Genomic DNA, 16,736 nt, shown 5'->3' on the forward strand with positions numbered 1-16,736 from the left:
TGCCGGCAAAAGCGTAGCGACGATAGGCGCGGAGCTTCCTTTTTGTGGTCAAGTTAACGCGTTGGTTGGGCATTTTCATTGAGTACACTCAAGTACGGCCTCATTACTTGATCCGTTTTTAAGACCATTTAATTCATTTAGCCAATTATCAAACAAGACCGGCTCTGTCTTAAGATATAAAGTTGCGTTGCTTGCAACTTTTGTGTGAGTAAAATCATTCCAATCTGACTCCGCCTTAGCTGTAATTGATAATTTTCCATTTCCAGAGCGGTGAAACTCGAAACGCGCATGAAATGCACCGCTAGCATACTCCGGTCCAAACTCTCCAAACCTCAAGTCATAGAGGCCACCATAAATTTGATTTTTGAAAACGCTAAGATCGTTTACAGCTTCGGCCATTGTTTGATGGCCAACATAAACATCACATTGGAATAGTGATTTGCCATCTGAAAAAGATATGGTCAGTTCTACCATATCATCATCTTCCCAAATTTTTTTAAATGCTATAGCTGGCTTCATTTTTTATGCCCAACGCCAAGCTAAAGCGTGCGCAGCGAAGCGGAGCGTCGCTTTGAGCGCCGGGTAGGCTCCGTGGCTCACACTAGCCAACTGACAACAAGCCAATTTCGTTACCATGCACTTGGTGCAACCACTCCTTCAAAGTGCTCCACGCTTCCTGAACGGGAATGACCCAATCGGATGCGTCATAGCCCCGGTCATCTTCTTCGAAATAGGCTCGAATCTTAGCATCGCCGGGAGGTTCAGAACCCAGTGCCGACAAAGCCTCCTGCGCTTCGTGTTCCGTGAACGATAAATAGGTGCTGTCCATCGCCTTGGCAATACGAATGCCTAAAGACGATTTACTAATAGCGGTAACATCAGGGAACAGCGCGAATAACTCGACAAAAGCAAACCCAGAGTATTCGTATTCATTCAACTCCGATACGTGGTTAGCTACGAAGTCCCAGAACTTCGTTTTTGTATCCACCACCTTTTTAGGAAATATCCCCAGAAATTTTTTCTGGGCTGGAATCAACTCTGCCAAAGAGACAAGTTCTTCTGCTTGAGACGCTTTCACGAGGTAAAACGAAGCGATGTAGCTCATATTTTCTGCCTAACGATAAGGGTAACTTGACGGCGAAAGCGTAGCGACGATAGGAGCGTAGCTTTTGCCGTCAAGTTGACCCGCTGGTTATGCATTGCCGCCACCCATGTAATTTTTGAAGTTCTTGATGTAGTCGTTTAGGTTTTCGTCTAGCATCTTTCGGTACTCATTTACGAAGTACTCAATGGTTTCTTCTTTTGCGGCTTCCATTTCTTCTGAATTGGCCCAGCCGGTTGCGCTCACCCACGAATTGAACCTTGCTGTGGCGTACATCATTGATGCACTGACTTTGCCTTTCGTGACGCCTCCAGAAATCTGATCGTTCGAAAGATGAATATGTGCATCTGCACGATCAAAGAATTTGTCATCGGGTTCCTGCACAGATATCTCCTGATGCATAACGCAGAGCTAAGGGGCGAGTAGCGAAGCGGAGCGTCCCTTTGAGCGCGTTGTTAGCAGGTTGGTGAAAAACTCTTTTTTGGCTTTGAATGACTCTATATTTAGTGACGATGAAGCCGATTTCCTACTAAATGTTGGTTCGATTGAGCAAAATTAGCGTCTCAAATATGGTTTTTCACCAACCTGTTAGGCATGATATTGCCAAATATAAATATGAGGACCAATTTCCCCATTTTTCCACCATTGTTCTAATTCTTCAAATGCATTGATTAGCTCATCCACAACTTCCTGCGGCTTATAGTTCCATTGAAGGGTGAATAGTCTATGTAAAAGAGGTCTTCTTACACTAAACCAACATGCCATTGAGCCACCTCGCTTTCGTTGAAGGCGACCGCCATAACTCCAGCGTGGATCATCTGTTTCCTGCTTCTTAAAATTCAGAACAAAATAAGGTCGCCAATATTTGTCCCACTGAACTTCAAAAAAATCTTCCCCCACAGAGGTTTGCCTTTTGAATTCAGTAAAATGGGGATCGCTAGACTTTAGCTTTTCAAATCCTCTTGATATTACCAACGGATAGAATCGCTTCCTTAATTCGTCATTTAGAGGCTTCGCTTTCGATGCCATGAAGCGCCTAACGCCAGCGTAACGGGCCGGTTTGGAGCGCCAGCGGAAAACCGGTCACGTTGACGCAATCGTTATGTTTTTTCATATCCATCCTTTGAATTCATGCACTTTGAAGTCTTTAGGCGTTAATGATTTTTCATACTCGCACACTTCATTAAGTGCTTGGGAAACTATCGTATCACTACTAGGCCATGCGTTTGAAAACGCTTGCCAGCAGATACCTTTCGCTATCTCGGTAAGTGTTGCAGATGCAAGTAACGCCATTCTCAGATCAAAAGTGTCCGATGAGCCAAAATTGAATAAGGTTGATTTCGTGCATTTTTTAAGCCGTTGATCTATTTCCGCATTAGCGAAATATGCAACGGGTACTGGTTTTCTCAAGAGTTTATCTATCCATGATTGTTTAGGCTGCTTTATATGCTTATTGACATCGAAATGGTCGTAATAGAACTCAAACCCTGCATAGTAATCTTTGCCTATTAAGTCAGGGTGAGAATGGTCCCGTATATTGATTTTAAAAGGCAAAAACCCCGAATGCGTGCGAAACGAGAACTCGGGATGAATTTGGCAAGACATGCCGAGCTCTTGCATTTTTTCTAACCAAATTGGAACGATTGAATCGTCCAACTCATTTAGAAATACATTTATATCCATACTCATGGTATTTCGCTCCAAGAAACATAACTAGTAATTAGATGGTTCTGTATATCTACCGAAAAATGATCCTCGAAACGATAAATCATTGATCAGCATATGGGTTTCCCTTCTGTATATCATCGGAACTTGGTAGGTATGACTCGTAAACATCACGCGGAGGCCATTGAATCAGATTAGGCGATAGACCGCAACGGGCCGTTTTACTCGTTCGCGTAAGCAAAAGCTGGAATGTCATCCATAGAGCTAGCTAAATTCGCGAGTTCGACCAAAGCGGCCCGCGTTGAATTCCAACCGCAGTTTGCGCGAATCAGACCTTGCGAATCAGGTGGTGCGTCAACCCGGTATTGCACTACTCGGGTAATCATGGCTTTGGATGGGCTTTGGGCTATCCAGCCTTAGAATGCACAACGCAAAAAAAAAGCCCGCCGTAAGCCTACCGGCGGGCAAAGTGCTGCAGAGCTTTAGCCTGAAACTTTAAGGTGTCGGCGCCAACAAGATGCGGTTGCGCGGGCCGGGATTGACGCTGCCGTTGGCGAGGAAGTAGCTTTCCAGGGCGTCCAAATCCAAGGCGCCGCCCAGGCGTTTACGGCCTTGGGTCAACACGTAGTATTGGTCGCCGCCGTCGGCCATGAAATTGTTGACGGTCACCCGGTAGCCGGCGGCCGGATCGACCACGACGCCGTTGATTTTGATGCTGGCCGGATCGACGTTATCGCACGGTGTGCCTTTTTCCGACCACTCGTAACTAAAACCTCCCGAAACTTGCATGATCCGATTGAACGGTTGGCCGCTAGCCGGCGCGCCGGCCGGGTAACCTGCCGTGCAACCGGTGAATTGCTGTTCCAGCAAAGTGTGGATTTGGGCGCCGGTCAGGGTCAATGTCACCAAGGTGTTGCCGAACGGTTGCACGGTAAAGGCTTCGGCGTAAGTGACCTTGCCGTCGCCTTCGCCGGCGCTGCTGCCGGGATAGGTCAAGTCGGCACGGATGCCGCCCGGATTCATGAACGAGACTACGGCGTTGCCGAAACCGGCCGGGCTGGTCGCCGCCAATTGGGCATCGGCGATCACGTCGCCCAGCGCGGATTCGCCGGCAGCCGTTGCGGTGCGGGTAATCGCCGCGCTGATGGTTCCGATCACCCGGTTGGCGATCGGCGTGGCCAGCGCTTTGTAGTTGTCGACGATGGTTTTGATCCCGGCATTCGGCGTGATGGCCGGGTTGTTGCGCACCACCGCGATGTTCTCGGCATTGACCGCGCTGACTTCGCCGTTAGCGGTGTTGATCGTGACGTCGATGTCGGTCAATACCCGGCCTTGCGAGTTGGCGCTGGTCACCGAAATCAAGCGGCCGGCTTTGTTGGCGATTTGGCAGTTATAAGCTTGGTGGGTGTGGCCGGAAATCACCAAATCCACTTCGTCGTCCAGTTGGTTGACGATGGTTTTGATCGGCGAACCGGCCAGGTCGCCGTTGCAATTGTTGATTGTGGCAACGCTCTGTGTGACCGGAATCGTGCCGCCTTGGTGGATCAACACCACGACCGCTTCGACGCCGCGGGCGCGCAGTTTCGGGATCAACGCATTGACCGTGGCGGCTTCGTCGGTAAACGTCAAGCCGGCGACACCGGTCGGGGTGACGATGGTCGGGGTTTCTTTCAAGGTCATCCCAATGAAGCCGACCCGGACGCCGCCGACGACTTTTATCGCGTACTGCGGAAACAGGGTTTTGCCGTTGGCGGTTTCGACCACGTTGGCGGCCAGGAATTTGAACTTGGCGCCCTCGAACGGCACCGGCGTCCCGACCTCGGCACCTTTGCAGCTATTCGGATCGGTCGGATGGCAGCCGCCGGTTTGCATCCGCTTCAATTCGTCCTTGCCTTCGTCGAATTCGTGGTTGCCGACCGCGTTGAATTCCAGGCCCAGCCGGTTCATGGTTTCGATGGTCGGTTCGTCATGGAACAGTGCCGAAACCAGCGGCGTGGCGCCGATGATGTCGCCGGCCGAGACGACGATGGTGCTGGGGTTTTGCGCTTTCAGGTCGGCCACGTAGCCGGCCATCCAATCGACGCCGCCGACCGGGATGGTCGAAGCCGCATCGGTCGGCAGGTTACGGAAATTGCCCGGCGATTCCAGTTGGCCGTGGAAGTCGTTGAAGGCGACGATTTTGATCGTCGTGGCCGGCATGGTGGTTACCGCTTGGGCGGTTGCGGCGCTCAGGCCCAAAGCGATGGCGCCGGCTAAGGTATGCAGATTCATGCGCTTAAACTCCGGATTTGGATTGGCGGCGGGCGGTCAAGCCCAGCAGGCCGGTTCCGGCCAGATACAACCAGGCGGCGGCCGGTAACGGCACGGCGGTCAGGCTGATCGCTCCGACCGTGGCATTGATGGCGCCGGCGCTGTCGTCCAGCGCCGATTGGCTCAGTAAGCCGCTGATGCTGTAACTGCCCGGCCCCAGCAGGAATACGCCGCGGCTGTAACGGTTGTCGGCAAAGGCTGCGTCGAAATCCAGGCCCAGCGAGTCGGGGTAATTATTGCTGGCCGCCGAGGTCCGGCCCAGCAGCTGGTTGCCGTTGAACACGTCGAAACGGTCGCCGGCAAAGCCGCCGTCGACGATTCTTAAAATGGCCGAGCCGGTCAGGGTAAAATCGAAACTCAAGGCGTTGCCGTCCAGGTCTATCCAGTCCAGACCGGCGGATGCCGAGACAGCTTCGTCGACGTCGAACGGATGCCATTGGCCGTCGGCATTCAGCACCGCGGCGCCGGCATTGGCGGATAACGCCGACAGTAACACTGCCTGGCAAAGAAATTTTTGGTTGAACATTTAAGCGGCTCCGGTTGTGTTTGGTGTTGAGTGGCGGCCGCTGCAGTGAATGGGGGACACTGCGGCAACAAAGGTTCGTCCGATCGCCTCGCCACAAAACAAAAATCCTAAGTGTTGGGCCGCAGCAGTCCGTTAGCGGTCGGCACGCCGGGCACAATAGGGATGTTTTGTGATGGAGTTGTGATTGTTCGATGAAGATTTGGTGAAACGTATTACAAATGCGGGCAAAGCCTGATACAGCGTCGGCGTAAGTTGCGCCTAACGCCAATTCCGGCCCCGGCTTATTTTTCGCGGCCGCCGCGATAGAATAGCCGCCTGTGCCGCCGAACCTTAGTAGTCCAGCCGATCAATTCTAATCAGCCCGCTCACCGAATCATGCCGTCTCCATCCAACCTTTCCCAACGCCGTCGGCATCCCGCCCGGCCCAAAGTCAGCACTCAAGCAGCGCAGCCCGAACACCTGCGGGAATATGCCGCAGCCTGGAGCGATTACGAATTGCTGGATGCCGGCGCCGGCCGGAAACTGGAGCGGTGGGGCGAGGTAGTGACGATCCGGCCCGAGATCAACGCCGGCGCCGATGCGTTGTGGCTGCTTACCGAATGGCGGGAACTGGCGCACTGGGAGTTTGTGGAAACGTCCTCCACCCAAGGCCGATGGCAAAAATTGCGCCCCGATGCGCCGGAGAGCTGGAGCATCGGCTACCGGCAACTGCGCTTTAATTTGAAGCTGACCCAATTCAAACACGTCGGCCTGTTTCCGGAACAACAGGCCAATTGGCGCTTTATCGCCGAGCGGGTCGCACCCGGCGCCAGAATTTTGAACCTGTTTGCCTACACCGGCGCCGCCTCGCTGGTGGTGCGGGCTGCCGGCGCCGACGTGACTCATGTCGATTCGGTCCGGCAAATGCTGGATTGGGCCAACGCCAACCAGGCGCTGAGCGGCTTGGCCGATATCAAATGGGTGTTGGAAGACGCCTTGAAATTCGCCGGCCGCGAACTGAAACGCGGCAAGCGCTACGACGGCATTATCATGGACCCGCCGGCCTGGGGGCTGGGCGCTAACGGCGAGAAGTGGAAGCTGGAACACCAGTTGCCGCGGCTGGCGGAAACCGCGTGCGGCCTGCTGCAGCCCGGCGGCTTTCTGGTGTTGAATACCTACTCGCCCCAAGTCGGGCTGCAGGAATTGGCCGCCGCGGCCGGACTGCATTTTGGACAAGGCCAAAGCGAAACCAGGCAACTGTGGGCCCGCAGCCGGACCGGCAACGCCTTGTATTACGGCAATTTGCTGCGGGCCGTGGTTTGACCGGCGGTTTCGAGTGCGCCGGGACGCCCGCGCTTAGCGGTTTGCCCGGCGTTGCCTGTGCTGGGTTAGCGCGATCGCTTGATGCGGCCGAATCGGCTGACGGCCGCCAGCGCCGAACCGAACAACCATAGCGCAGCGGGTACCGGTACCTGGCTGGGATCGATTTGATTCAGCAACAGCTGGCGGGTTTGCGAACTGGCGCGCGGGAACGCGTCGGACCAGTCAAAACCGTTGACGAAAATGTAGCCGGCGCCGTAACTGCCGCCGACAATGACAGGCGCGCCGGAGCTACCCCTTGTCGCCAGGATGCTGCCGCTGCCTAACGCATCGAAGTCCTGAAAAAATTCCGTCCGATCGCCATCGCGGTAACTGGACCCGATGAGTTGTCCCAAACCCAGCGCCAAACCGCTGGCGCTGAAATTTATCGAGTCGTTGGTGATGTAGCCGTCGTAATTATCGCTGGCGCGGCCGCCCAGCAAATTCATGCCATATTGCGAGCTGCTCCATTCGGTAATTAACTTGCCGCCGGCATAAATGAAGTCGGCCAAAGCGATGTTGCCGCTGATGGTGCGGTCCATGATTACCACATCCACATCCAGCAGGTCGGTGCCGGTAATCTCCGCTTCGCCGCGATTGCTGGCGGCGTTACCGGTGGTGTTGAGCCAATTCGTAATATCGGTTGCGTAGTAGCCGCCGTAAACAGCGATGTTGGCGGCGTTTGCGTCGAACGTCGTACTTAAAGTAACGACCACTATCCATTTTAAAATCGATTGCAGCTTCATACCGGCTCCTGGAAAAACGGGTTAAAAGCCGTCCGTCGGTTTGGCAATGGGACTGTTGCGCATTGCGTTAAAACTGGCGGCCGGCGTTAGCTTGGAACCAACTCGGCGTAGTCGCTTGCATCGCACGCCAGGGCCTGATTCCAACGGATTTTCCCCCGATTCGCGGTTTGATCCTTATCACCGCGGGTTGCGGGTTCGTCTACCTGGGTACAACTAGTCCTTCCCGGCGGCGAGCCTGCGACTCAGTTATAAGTTAGTCAGAAAATATGTCAAATTAATTTTATTGCGAGTGATTAGTGAAAAATTTTGTTGACCTTGCAGATGAGCGGTGGCGGGGTAGAGATAACGCGGCGCCGCTTGGATCGCTCGGCATCGGCTTAAGTTGAAGGTGAGGGCGGAGAGGCCTTGTCGGCCGGGCAAACGCCATCGTCCAAAAACTAAGCCTGCATCTGCCGGTAATCGCTGGGCGTGCAGCCGAAATGGCGTTTGAAAGCGCGGCTGAAGTGGGCCATGTCGTTAAATCCCCAGCGCAGGGCAATTTCGGTCAAACTGCGGCCGGCATGTTGCTCGGACCGCAGTTCCTCGGCGCAATGTTGCAGCCGGCGCAGCCAGACGTAGCGCATCAGCGAGGTGTTTTCGCCGTTGAACAGCGCGTTGAGGTAACGCGGCGACAGGTGCGCCGTGCGGGCGATTGCCGCGCTGTCCAGCGCCGGGTCGGTCAGGCGGGCTTCGATCAGGCGTTTGATGCGGTTCAGGGTCAACGTGCGGTGGTCGGCCAATTCGAACCGACCCGGTCGCTGCGAGCTTAGCGTTAAAGTTAACAAATCCAGCGCCTGACCGGCCAGCGGAGCAAACCGGGCGGCGTCGATGCAATCGGCCTGGCGCGCGGCGCTGCGCAAGAAATCGGCGGTTACCGCGCCGAGGCCGTCGCCGCCGGGAATCCGCAACCCCGCACAATGCTCGACGCCGGCCAGGCGTTGTTTCAGCAGTTGGCGCGGAATCGATACCAGCAGCTTGGCAAACGGCTCCGGACAATCGATCCGGTGTGGCCGGGTGGCGTCGTACAGCGCGATGTCGCCGGGTTGCAATTCCGCCTCGCGGCCGTCCTGCTGCAGCCGGTAGCGGCCGCTGAGCAACACCACCGCGAAATAAGCATCCTGGCTGGCGGTTTCCGGTTCGCATGGCGGGCAGTGCAGGCCGATGCTGTGGGAGCGGATCGCCGACAGCCGCAGTTCCCGCCACGGGTAAATCGTCATCTCATTGAACAGCTCGGCTTGCTGCGGCGGCGTGATCCGGACCTTGGCGTACTCGCGGCCGATCACCTCGTGTAACCACTCCCGCCGCTGTGCCGGCGGCAGGTCGGCGGTCGACAGGCGTAACGCCGGGTTGGCGGATGGCTTCACGGTATAGCTCCCTAAATTCGATAGGCGCATGATAGCCGCGGCAGCACCGTTGTAGTCAAGCGATAGCGCCGTCCCGGTCAAGCCGGCTGCGTGTCTGGCGGCTAGGATAACCGCATCGATTGAGAGAACCGAGGGAGAAGAAGATGGCTACGAACAATCCGGCGCCGACCGACATTTTGTTGTTGAAAGGCGCGGCGTTATGGCTGATGGCGGCGTTGCTGCTGGCCTGGTGTCTGGTGGGCTTGAACCTGGAACTGACGCCGTTGCAGGCGTTGTTCCCCGGCAAGCCTGCGCGCTTGTTGCAGGCGCATTTGGACTACCTGCTGATGAGCGCCTTGCTGTTCGGCTTCGCGGCGGCCGGCATCGGCTTGCCCCGACTGGTGGCGTGGGCGATGGTGGTCGGCGCCTGCACCAATTCCAGCCTGTTCTTGCTGATGACGCTGTTTCCGCACCTGGACGGCCCGCAGCCGCAAGCGGACGGTTGGTTGCTGTTATTTAAACTCTATACCTTTGCCAGTATCGTCACGACCAGTTACGGCTTCGGCCGCGCTGCCTGGTTGTTGTTGGCCTGGACCCGGCAGCGGCCGGGCGCGGCTTAAGCGGCGCTTGGTCGGCCGGCGGCGAAAAACGGCCGAGTCGCGAAGATACGGTCGGCAAAGCGTTTGCCTTGCCAGGACAAGGTGCGTTTTAACACGAAATCGAAGCGAAACGGATGGTAGTCCTGCAGGGTTTGCAGTGGTGCTATCGCCGTTTCCGGCAACAGGCCGGCCTCGGCTAAGGCCGGCACCGAAATCAACGGCAAGATGCCGGTCAGCGGGTAATCGGAGCCGAACAGCAGCCGGTCATGCCAGCCGGATTCGCTGAGCAGGGTTTTGATGACCTCCGGATCGCGGTTGCGCAGCACGATTGCGGAAATGTCGCCGAACAAGCGGCCCTGCCATTGGCGCTCGCTCATGAGCTGGGCGAATAAATCGAAACTTCTGACTTCGCGGCCGTCGGCATCGACGTCCTGGCCGATTGTGGCGCAATGGGCGATCACCACCCGCACCCCGGCTTCCAGTGCCCGACGCAGTCGTAACGGATTGCCGAACAACGGTTGGTCGGCGCCGTGCAAGGCCTTCTCCTCGCCGCCGTGGGTGATGATCGGCATATTCAATGCCGCCGCGGCTTTGTAAAAGCGGTCGCACAGCGGCGAGGCCGGATCGATCCCCATCACCGGCGGTAGCCATTTCACCGCCCGCGCGCCGTTGGCGGCGGCTTGCTGCAGGGCTTCGACGCAATCGGCGCGGTAGGGATGGATGCTGGCGACCCATTCGAAGCGGTCAGGAGCAGCCTTGGCCAGGCGTTGGGCGTATTCGTTCGGTACGAAAAACGCCGTGTTGGCGTGATCCGGGTCGCCGGTGGCGCCGTGGGCGCGGTCGAAGGCGTATAACATGGCCTTGGCGCCTTTGGGCATGGTGTCCATCAAGGCCCGCAGCCGATCGACGAAGGCCTGGTCTTGATTGGTGTCCGGAATGCAGGCGGCATTGGCGTAGGCCCAATGCTGCAGGGTTTGAATCGGATGGCGCAACGGCGCGTGCATGTCCGGGGTTTGGGTGATACCGCTACCGCCGTCGCCGGAGCCGACGATATGAGTATGGCAATCCCACCAATCGGCCGGATCGATACCTTGCCAGGCGGCTGTTTCCAACTCCAGCATCGGCGTTTCAGTCGGATTCAGGCAAGGGTTATTCAGGCGGAACAGAGCATTTGCTGCCGGGCTCAGTGCTGCCAGGCCGGCTGCGCCGAGTTGCAGGAAACGGCGCCGGGCCGGGCGAAATGGGGCGAAACGCGAATCGATAGTCATGTCGGATGTTGGCGGTTGCAAGGCGGACGCTGAATGAACTGAACGGTTAGGGGTTGCAGACGGCAAATATAGCCCGGCTTACAAATTCCGTTGCGTTTACACACGCCGATTTGCTGTCGCAGGATGGTTCCGCGCTATCCGTTGGCGCTGGGCGTAACCGCAAGCTTTGCAGCGCAAGCCGCCATCTCAGTCGGCGCGCCCTGTAGCAGGTCCAGTGCAAAGCGGGTGGCTTGGGCCAGATTGGCCTGAGCCGCCGGGCTCAAGGCTTCGCCCAGTTCGAAACTATGGCCGCGGATGCTGAGCAGGTAGGCCGGTGGCGGTTCGCCGTGGAGCGAGCGGTAAACGCCGAGCAATGCCGCCGGACTCAGCGCGTGGGTGGTATGGCTCAGGGCTGGTTCTGGCGTCAGCATGGTGAATTCGAAACTTGGCTCCCGAACCGACGCGTCGATGAAAATCACCAGTTGCCGGTCCTGCAAGTCCAGCGAATGTTCGATCTGTAATTGAAAGTCGACGATGCATTCGACCAGGTCCGGATCGGCATGCTCGGCCAGCGCCTCGAGCAATAGCGGTCCCAAGGCGTCGTCGCCCCGGCTCGGATTGCCGCAGGCCAGCAGCAAAACCGGCTTGGCCGTCATCAAACCGCGTCGCCGCGGGCGAATTCGCCGTTGCTGTGCCGCAGCAAACGATCGACGACTTGGCCGGCGGCATCGACCAATTCCACCTGCAACGGCATCTTGCCGACCGCATGCGTCGCGCAGGACAGGCAGGGGTCGTAAGCGCGGATCGCCACTTCCAACTGGTTCAGCAGCGGTTCGGTCAATTCCCGGCCGGACAGGTATTCGGCGGCGACCTGGCGTACCGATTCGTTCATGCCGGTGTTGTTGCTGGTGGTGGAGACGATCAGGTTAGCCTTGGTGACGATGTCGTTGTCGTCGATCTGGTAATGGTGGAACAAGGTGCCGCGCGGCGCTTCGATCACGCCGATGCCTTCGTAACGTTTGCTGCCTTGGGCGACCAGATCGCTGCTGAGCAAATCCGGGTCGGCCAGCAGTTGCTGGATGCGTTCGGCACAGTGCAGCAGCTCGATCATGCGCGCCCAGTGGAAGGCCAGGGTACTGTGGACCAGCGCTTGGCCGGCGTGGTGATGTTTGAACTCGATCCGCGCCGCTTCGGCCAACGGCGTGTCAATGAAGTCGCAGTTGTTGACCCTGGCCAGCGGCCCAACCCGGTACCAGCCGTCGGCTTTGCCCAGAGCGGTCAGGTAGGGGAATTTCATATAGGTCCACGACCGCACTTCCTCGCGAATCAAATCCTGGTAGTCGCAGTAATCGTAATGGTCGAACAGCGTCGCGCCGCCGGCGTTTTTGGCGCGAATGCCGCCGTGGTAAAGCTCCAGCGCGCCGTTAGCTTTGACCAGCCCCAGGTAATTGCTGCGGATCGTGGCGAATTGGTCGTTAAACGGCCGGTTGGCAATATGCAGGCGCTTGACCAAGGCCACCGCCGCCTGTGCCCAAGCCATAATCTGGCCGATGTCCTGCAACAAATAGTCGCGCTCCTCGCGGCTCAGCGCCTTGTTCATGCCGCCCGGAATCGCGCCGGTGCCGTGCACGCGCTTGCCGGACACCATGCGGATCACTTCCTGGCCGTATTTGCGCAGCTTGACGCCCTGCAAGCCGATCTCGGGATGGTCGGCCAGTACCGCGACGATGCTGCGCTGGCCGATCTCGCTGTCGAAGCCGAACAGCAAGTCCGGGCTGGACAGGTAAAAAAAGTGCAACGCATGCGACTGCAGGACCTGGCCGAAATGCAGCAGCCGGCGTAGTTTGTCGGCGGCCGGCGGCAGATCGGCCGGATCGACGCCGACCAACTGGTCGATGGCTTTGGCCGCCGCCAAGTGGTGGCTGACCGGGCAAATCCCGCACAGCCGTTGCACCAGCACCGGCAGTTCCCAATAGGGCCGGCCCTGAATGAATTTCTCGAAGCCGCGAAACTCGACGATATGCAGCCGGGCCTGTTGCACCCGGTTCTGGTCATCCAGCAACAAGGTGACTTTGCCGTGGCCCTCGACCCGGGAGACCGGATCGACCGCGACCCGCTTCAGGCCGGCGGGATTGGCGGCAGTTTCCAAATGTTCGTACATAACGGTTCCTTATCAGTCGTAATGGACTAATTCATAAGGCAAGCTCGGCTCGCGGCCTTCGATCAGCGCGCTCAGGAAAGTCCAGAACACGTCGGCGGACGGTGGGCAGCCGGGCATGAAGTAATCGACCTTGACGATTTCGTGGATCGGATGCACCTTGTCCAGCAACAACGGCAGCTCCGGATCGCTCGGGATTTGCGGGTTGTCCACGCCGATGCCGTCGCGGTAGGCTTCCAGCAGACAGGCCTCGACCGAAACGAAATTGCGCAACGCTGGCAGACCGCCGTTGATCGCGCAGGCGCCGACCGCGACCAGCACCTTGCAATTCTTGCGGAACTCGCGCAGTACCTGCACGTTCTCCGAATTGCAGACGCCGCCTTCGATCAAGCCGATGTCGCATGGCCCGCAGTGTTCGATGTCGGTCAGCGGCGAGCGGTCGAATTCCACCACTTCCGCCAACGCGGTGATGCGCTCGTCGATATCCAGAAACGACATGTGGCAGCCGAAGCAGCCGGCCAGCGAGGTGGTCGCGATTTTGATTTTAGGGCTCATGGTCAGCCTCCGCGGACAGCGCAACCTCGCTAATTTGGCGCTGGTCGTACAGGCGTTGGCCGATCGGCAACTGGTAGCCGCTACGCTTGATCAGAATCGCGCCGGTCGGGCAGACCTGGGTGGCTTCGTCTTCGACGCTAATGTCGCTATCTTTCAGCTTGCCGCTGGCCGAATTGACGATCAAGCGCTTGTTGATACCGCGCCCGGCGATGGCGAACACGTTTTTGCCGTCTTTATCCCGGCTGGCCCGGACACAGAGATTGCAGAAAATGCAGCGGTTGTGGTCCAGCAAAATGTCCGGATGCGAAGCGTCCACTTCCCGCTGCGGGTAGAAAAGCGGGTAGTGGTTGTCCAGCATGCGCAAATGGTAGGCCACGCCTTGTAGTTGGCAATTGCCGGACTTTTCGCAGGACGGGCAGAAATGGTTGCCTTCGACGAACAGCATCTGGGTCAGGCGCAGCCGGTCCTGCTGCAGTTCCGGGGTATCGCTGACCACGTTCTGGCCGGCCGCCGCCGGATAGGTACAGGCCGAGCATTTGCGGCCGTTGACGAACACCGTGCACAGCTTGCAACTGCCGTGCGGCGCGTAGCCCGGCTTGTGGCACAGGTGAGGAATGTAGACGCCGGCACAACGCGCGGCTTCGATCACGCTTTGCCCTTCCGCGAACGGAATGGTCTTGCCGTCTATGGTCAGCGTGCCGCTCATGTCAATTCTCCACTTGGTTCAAATGCGCAGCGGCATCGTCGCGCTGAGCCAGGCGGCGGGCCGCCGCCAAGGTCGCGTCCAGATCGAAGCCGGGCGCGAATTCCCTGACTTGCAATTGTTGCAGGTAAAGCTCCGGATAACTCAGCAGCGTGGTCAATATCGGATTGGCGGCCGACTCGCCCAAGCCGCAATGGCTATTGTTTTTGACCACCTCGCATAAGGCGCTGAGTTGTTCCAGGTCTTCGGCGGCACCGTGGCCGTCGGCAATTTTCGCCAACTGGTTTTTCAGCAACGCAGTGCCGACCCGGCACGGGGTACAGAAGCCGCAACTCTCGTGGGCGAAAAAGTCGATAAAGTTTTGGGCGATGGCGAAAAGGTTGCGCGAGCGGTTGAACACCATGAACGAACCTGCTGTCGATAGATCTTCGAACGCCACGACCCGGTCCAGTTTCCGGTTCGAGATAAAAGTGCCGGACGGGCCGCCGACTTGCACGCCCATCACCTCGTCGGCGCCGCAATCCAGCAGAAACTGGCGCACCGGGGTGCCGAACGGGTATTCGTAAATTCCCGGCCGCCGGCAGTCACCGCTGATGCTGAGTAGTTTGGTGCCGGTCGACTGCGGCGTGCCGACGTCGGCAAACCACTGTCCGCCGTGAATGGCGATGTGGGTGGCGGCAAAAAAGGTTTCGACGTTGTCGACCACGGTCGGTTTGCGCTGGTAGCCGCACACTACCGAATTGGGCGGCTTGGTGCGCGGGATGCCGGGCTTGCCTTCCAGCGATTCGATTTGGGCCGAGGCCTCGCCGCAGATGTAGGCGCCGGCGCCCATGCGGATTTCGATGTCGAAATCGAAGCCTTCCCGGCCCAGGATCGCCTTGCCGAGCAAGCCTTGCTCGCGCCGGGTCTGCAGCACCGCCAGCAGCTTGTCGCGCAGGAACAGGTATTCGGCTCGCAGGTAGACCAGGCCGTGGCTGGAGCCGATGATCGCGGCGCAGACGGTCATGCCTTCGAAAACCTGATCGGCGTATAGGTCGAGCAACATGCGGTCTTTGAAGGTGCCCGGCTCGCCCTCGTCGGCGTTGCAAATCACATAGCGCGGCGTCGCCGCTTGCTGCGAGCAGGTGCGCCACTTCAACGCGGTTTTAAAGCCGGCGCCGCCGCGGCCGCGCAAATTCGATAGGTCGACTTCGGCCAGGGTTTCGGCCAGGCCGCGGGCGAACGTGGTCTGCAACGCCTCGCCGTTGCTGAACGGCTGCTTCAACAGCAGGTCCGCGCGGTAAATCGGTTCGTCGACCTGAAATAAGTCTGCGGGCCAGTCCGCCAGCGGCACTTGCTGTTCGATCAACGCCGCTACCGTGTCGATTTTTGCCGGGGTCAGACGCGGCAGCGGATAGCCGTTGACCAGGCCGGCCGGGCCCTGATCGCACATGCCGGTGCAGGAAGTGCGGTTCAGGCTGACCAGACCGTCGCCACGCACGCTGCCGACTTGGACTTGCAAGCGTGCGGCCAGCGCGTCCAGCACTTGCCGGTTGCCGAGCATGCGGTCGGTAATCGAGTCGGAGACCAGCAGATCGTAGCGGCCTTGCGGCGTCAGATGCAGAAAGCTGTAAAACTCGGCGACCGCGATGATTTGCGTGCGCGGAATTTGCAAACTCGCAGCTATCTGCGCTATGGCCGGCTCCGGAATGTGGCGGAATTCGGCTTCCACCGCCCGCAAAATTTCCAGCAATCGGGCCGGCTGCAATTCGGCCTGGGTCAGAACCTTGTCTACAAAAGTCTTCATGGTCTGTTTTTTCTTCCTGTTAACGGCAATCGCGGTCGAAACGAGTCTGCCAAATCAAGGCCGGGTCCGGCGCCGCGGCAAGCGGGCGTTAATCCAGGCTGGCCCGACGGACAATTTATCGAAATTGGCGACATTAATAAACCACCGAATTCGGCAATAGACTGTATGCCGGTTCAGCACTGCTGCGGCCTTGGTCGGCTGATTCGGCGTTGACCGGGCAAGCCGATTCGGGCTAATAATGTCGGGGTCGTTCCATAAACAGGCAGGTGGATATGAATCCGTGGTTGTTATTAGCCGTGGCAATCGGCAGCGAGGTGGTTGCGACTTCGGCGCTGAAAGCCAGTGACGGCTTTACCCGGCTTTGGCCGGCGCTGATCGTGGTGGCCGGTTACGCGGTGTCGTTCTTTTTTATGGCGCTGGCTTTGCGCTATATCCCGATCGGCATCGTCTACTCGGTCTGGGCCGGAGTCGGCATCGTTTTGATCGCGTCGGTGGGTTGGCTGTTGTTCGGCCAGCAACTGGATGTTCCGGCGCTGGCCGGCATGTTTCTGATCGTGTCCGGCGTGGTGGTGATCCGGGTGTTTTCCAAAGCCGCCGCCCTGTAGTCGCCAAAAAAACG

At 58.0% G+C, this 16,736-nt stretch carries 18 protein-coding genes; 3 read left to right on the forward strand and 15 right to left on the reverse strand.

The features are described 5' to 3' along the window. Positions 1–75: 75 nt before the first annotated feature. The 7 genes from AC0IM9_RS07060 to AC0IM9_RS07090 all read right to left on the reverse strand — a co-directional run bounded on the left by AC0IM9_RS07060 (position 76) and on the right by AC0IM9_RS07090 (position 5,603). Positions 76–519, reverse strand: a complete 444-nt coding sequence (locus AC0IM9_RS07060) for a hypothetical protein (protein WP_140913067.1) — start codon at positions 517–519, stop codon at positions 76–78. Positions 520–601: 82 nt separating this feature from the next. Then, on the reverse strand, positions 602–1,105 hold the full coding sequence (locus AC0IM9_RS07065) for a hypothetical protein (protein ID WP_140913068.1): 504 nt from the start codon (positions 1,103–1,105) through the stop codon (positions 602–604). 87 nt (positions 1,106–1,192) lie between these two features. Next, positions 1,193–1,486 carry a DUF3144 domain-containing protein gene (locus tag AC0IM9_RS07070; RefSeq protein ID WP_222101912.1) on the reverse strand — a complete coding sequence of 98 codons (294 nt, stop codon included), beginning with the start codon at positions 1,484–1,486 and terminating at the stop codon, positions 1,193–1,195. 204 nt (positions 1,487–1,690) lie between these two features. After that, entirely contained in the window at positions 1,691–2,131 is a 441-nt protein-coding gene (locus tag AC0IM9_RS07075; RefSeq protein WP_140913070.1) for a hypothetical protein, read from the reverse strand. Between the two features lie 81 nt (positions 2,132–2,212). Beyond that, the gene (locus AC0IM9_RS07080; protein ID WP_482803519.1) at positions 2,213–2,791 is read right to left on the reverse strand and encodes a hypothetical protein; all 579 of its coding nucleotides are present in this window, start codon (positions 2,789–2,791) and stop codon (positions 2,213–2,215) included. 471 nt (positions 2,792–3,262) lie between these two features. Then, positions 3,263–5,038 carry a bifunctional metallophosphatase/5'-nucleotidase gene (locus tag AC0IM9_RS07085; protein WP_482803520.1) on the reverse strand — a complete coding sequence of 592 codons (1,776 nt, stop codon included), beginning with the start codon at positions 5,036–5,038 and terminating at the stop codon, positions 3,263–3,265. A 4-nt stretch (positions 5,039–5,042) separates the two neighbouring features. After that, entirely contained in the window at positions 5,043–5,603 is a 561-nt protein-coding gene (locus AC0IM9_RS07090; protein ID WP_482803521.1) for a VPLPA-CTERM sorting domain-containing protein, read from the reverse strand. Positions 5,604–5,978: 375 nt separating this feature from the next. On the opposite strand from AC0IM9_RS07090, the gene AC0IM9_RS07095 reads away from it, so the two are divergent. After that, positions 5,979–6,905 (forward strand): class I SAM-dependent methyltransferase, encoded by a 927-nt coding sequence (locus tag AC0IM9_RS07095; protein ID WP_482803522.1) that lies wholly within the window; start codon positions 5,979–5,981, stop codon positions 6,903–6,905. 65 nt (positions 6,906–6,970) lie between these two features. On the opposite strand, the gene AC0IM9_RS07100 is transcribed toward AC0IM9_RS07095, so the two are convergent. Together AC0IM9_RS07100 and AC0IM9_RS07105 are read right to left on the reverse strand one after the other, a co-directional pair. Next, entirely contained in the window at positions 6,971–7,687 is a 717-nt protein-coding gene (locus tag AC0IM9_RS07100) for a hypothetical protein (RefSeq protein ID WP_278212811.1), read from the reverse strand. A gap of 437 nt (positions 7,688–8,124) precedes the next feature. Beyond that, positions 8,125–9,090, reverse strand: coding sequence for an AraC-like ligand-binding domain-containing protein (locus tag AC0IM9_RS07105; RefSeq protein ID WP_482803523.1), 966 nt, complete (start codon positions 9,088–9,090; stop codon positions 8,125–8,127). Between the two features lie 143 nt (positions 9,091–9,233). Here AC0IM9_RS07105 and AC0IM9_RS07110 point away from each other — a divergent pair, with 143 nt between their 5' ends. Beyond that, the gene (locus AC0IM9_RS07110; RefSeq protein WP_482803524.1) at positions 9,234–9,689 is read left to right on the forward strand and encodes a hypothetical protein; all 456 of its coding nucleotides are present in this window, start codon (positions 9,234–9,236) and stop codon (positions 9,687–9,689) included. Here AC0IM9_RS07110 and AC0IM9_RS07115 read toward each other — a convergent pair. The 6 genes from AC0IM9_RS07115 to AC0IM9_RS07140 form a co-directional block, all read right to left on the reverse strand. Then, on the reverse strand, positions 9,686–10,936 hold the full coding sequence (locus AC0IM9_RS07115; RefSeq protein ID WP_482803525.1) for an amidohydrolase family protein: 1,251 nt from the start codon (positions 10,934–10,936) through the stop codon (positions 9,686–9,688). The two genes, AC0IM9_RS07110 and AC0IM9_RS07115, sit on opposite strands and share 4 nt — an antisense overlap. A 134-nt stretch (positions 10,937–11,070) precedes the next feature. Beyond that, complete coding sequence (locus AC0IM9_RS07120) at positions 11,071–11,571, reverse strand: hydrogenase maturation protease (protein ID WP_140913161.1); 501 nt, start codon at positions 11,569–11,571, stop codon at positions 11,071–11,073. Beyond that, positions 11,571–13,076: a Ni/Fe hydrogenase subunit alpha gene (locus AC0IM9_RS07125; RefSeq protein ID WP_482803526.1), complete on the reverse strand. Its 1,506-nt coding sequence runs from the start codon at positions 13,074–13,076 to the stop codon at positions 11,571–11,573. The genes AC0IM9_RS07120 and AC0IM9_RS07125 overlap by 1 nt, the downstream gene beginning before the upstream one ends. Positions 13,077–13,088: 12 nt before the next feature. Further along, positions 13,089–13,628: an NADH-quinone oxidoreductase subunit B family protein gene (locus AC0IM9_RS07130; protein WP_482803527.1), complete on the reverse strand. Its 540-nt coding sequence runs from the start codon at positions 13,626–13,628 to the stop codon at positions 13,089–13,091. Further along, a complete protein-coding gene (locus AC0IM9_RS07135; RefSeq protein WP_278212804.1) occupies positions 13,618–14,334 on the reverse strand; it encodes a 2Fe-2S iron-sulfur cluster-binding protein in 717 nt (238 codons plus the stop codon). The genes AC0IM9_RS07130 and AC0IM9_RS07135 overlap by 11 nt, the downstream gene beginning before the upstream one ends. A gap of 1 nt (position 14,335) precedes the next feature. Continuing rightward, on the reverse strand, positions 14,336–16,117 hold the full coding sequence (locus AC0IM9_RS07140) for an NAD(P)H-dependent oxidoreductase subunit E (protein WP_482803528.1): 1,782 nt from the start codon (positions 16,115–16,117) through the stop codon (positions 14,336–14,338). A gap of 272 nt (positions 16,118–16,389) precedes the next feature. Here AC0IM9_RS07140 and AC0IM9_RS07145 point away from each other — a divergent pair, with 272 nt between their 5' ends. Further along, complete coding sequence (locus AC0IM9_RS07145; protein WP_140913083.1) at positions 16,390–16,722, forward strand: SMR family transporter; 333 nt, start codon at positions 16,390–16,392, stop codon at positions 16,720–16,722. Positions 16,723–16,736 lie beyond the last annotated feature (14 nt).

The sequence above is a fragment of the Methylomonas sp. Uni0011 genome (assembly GCF_056850255.1).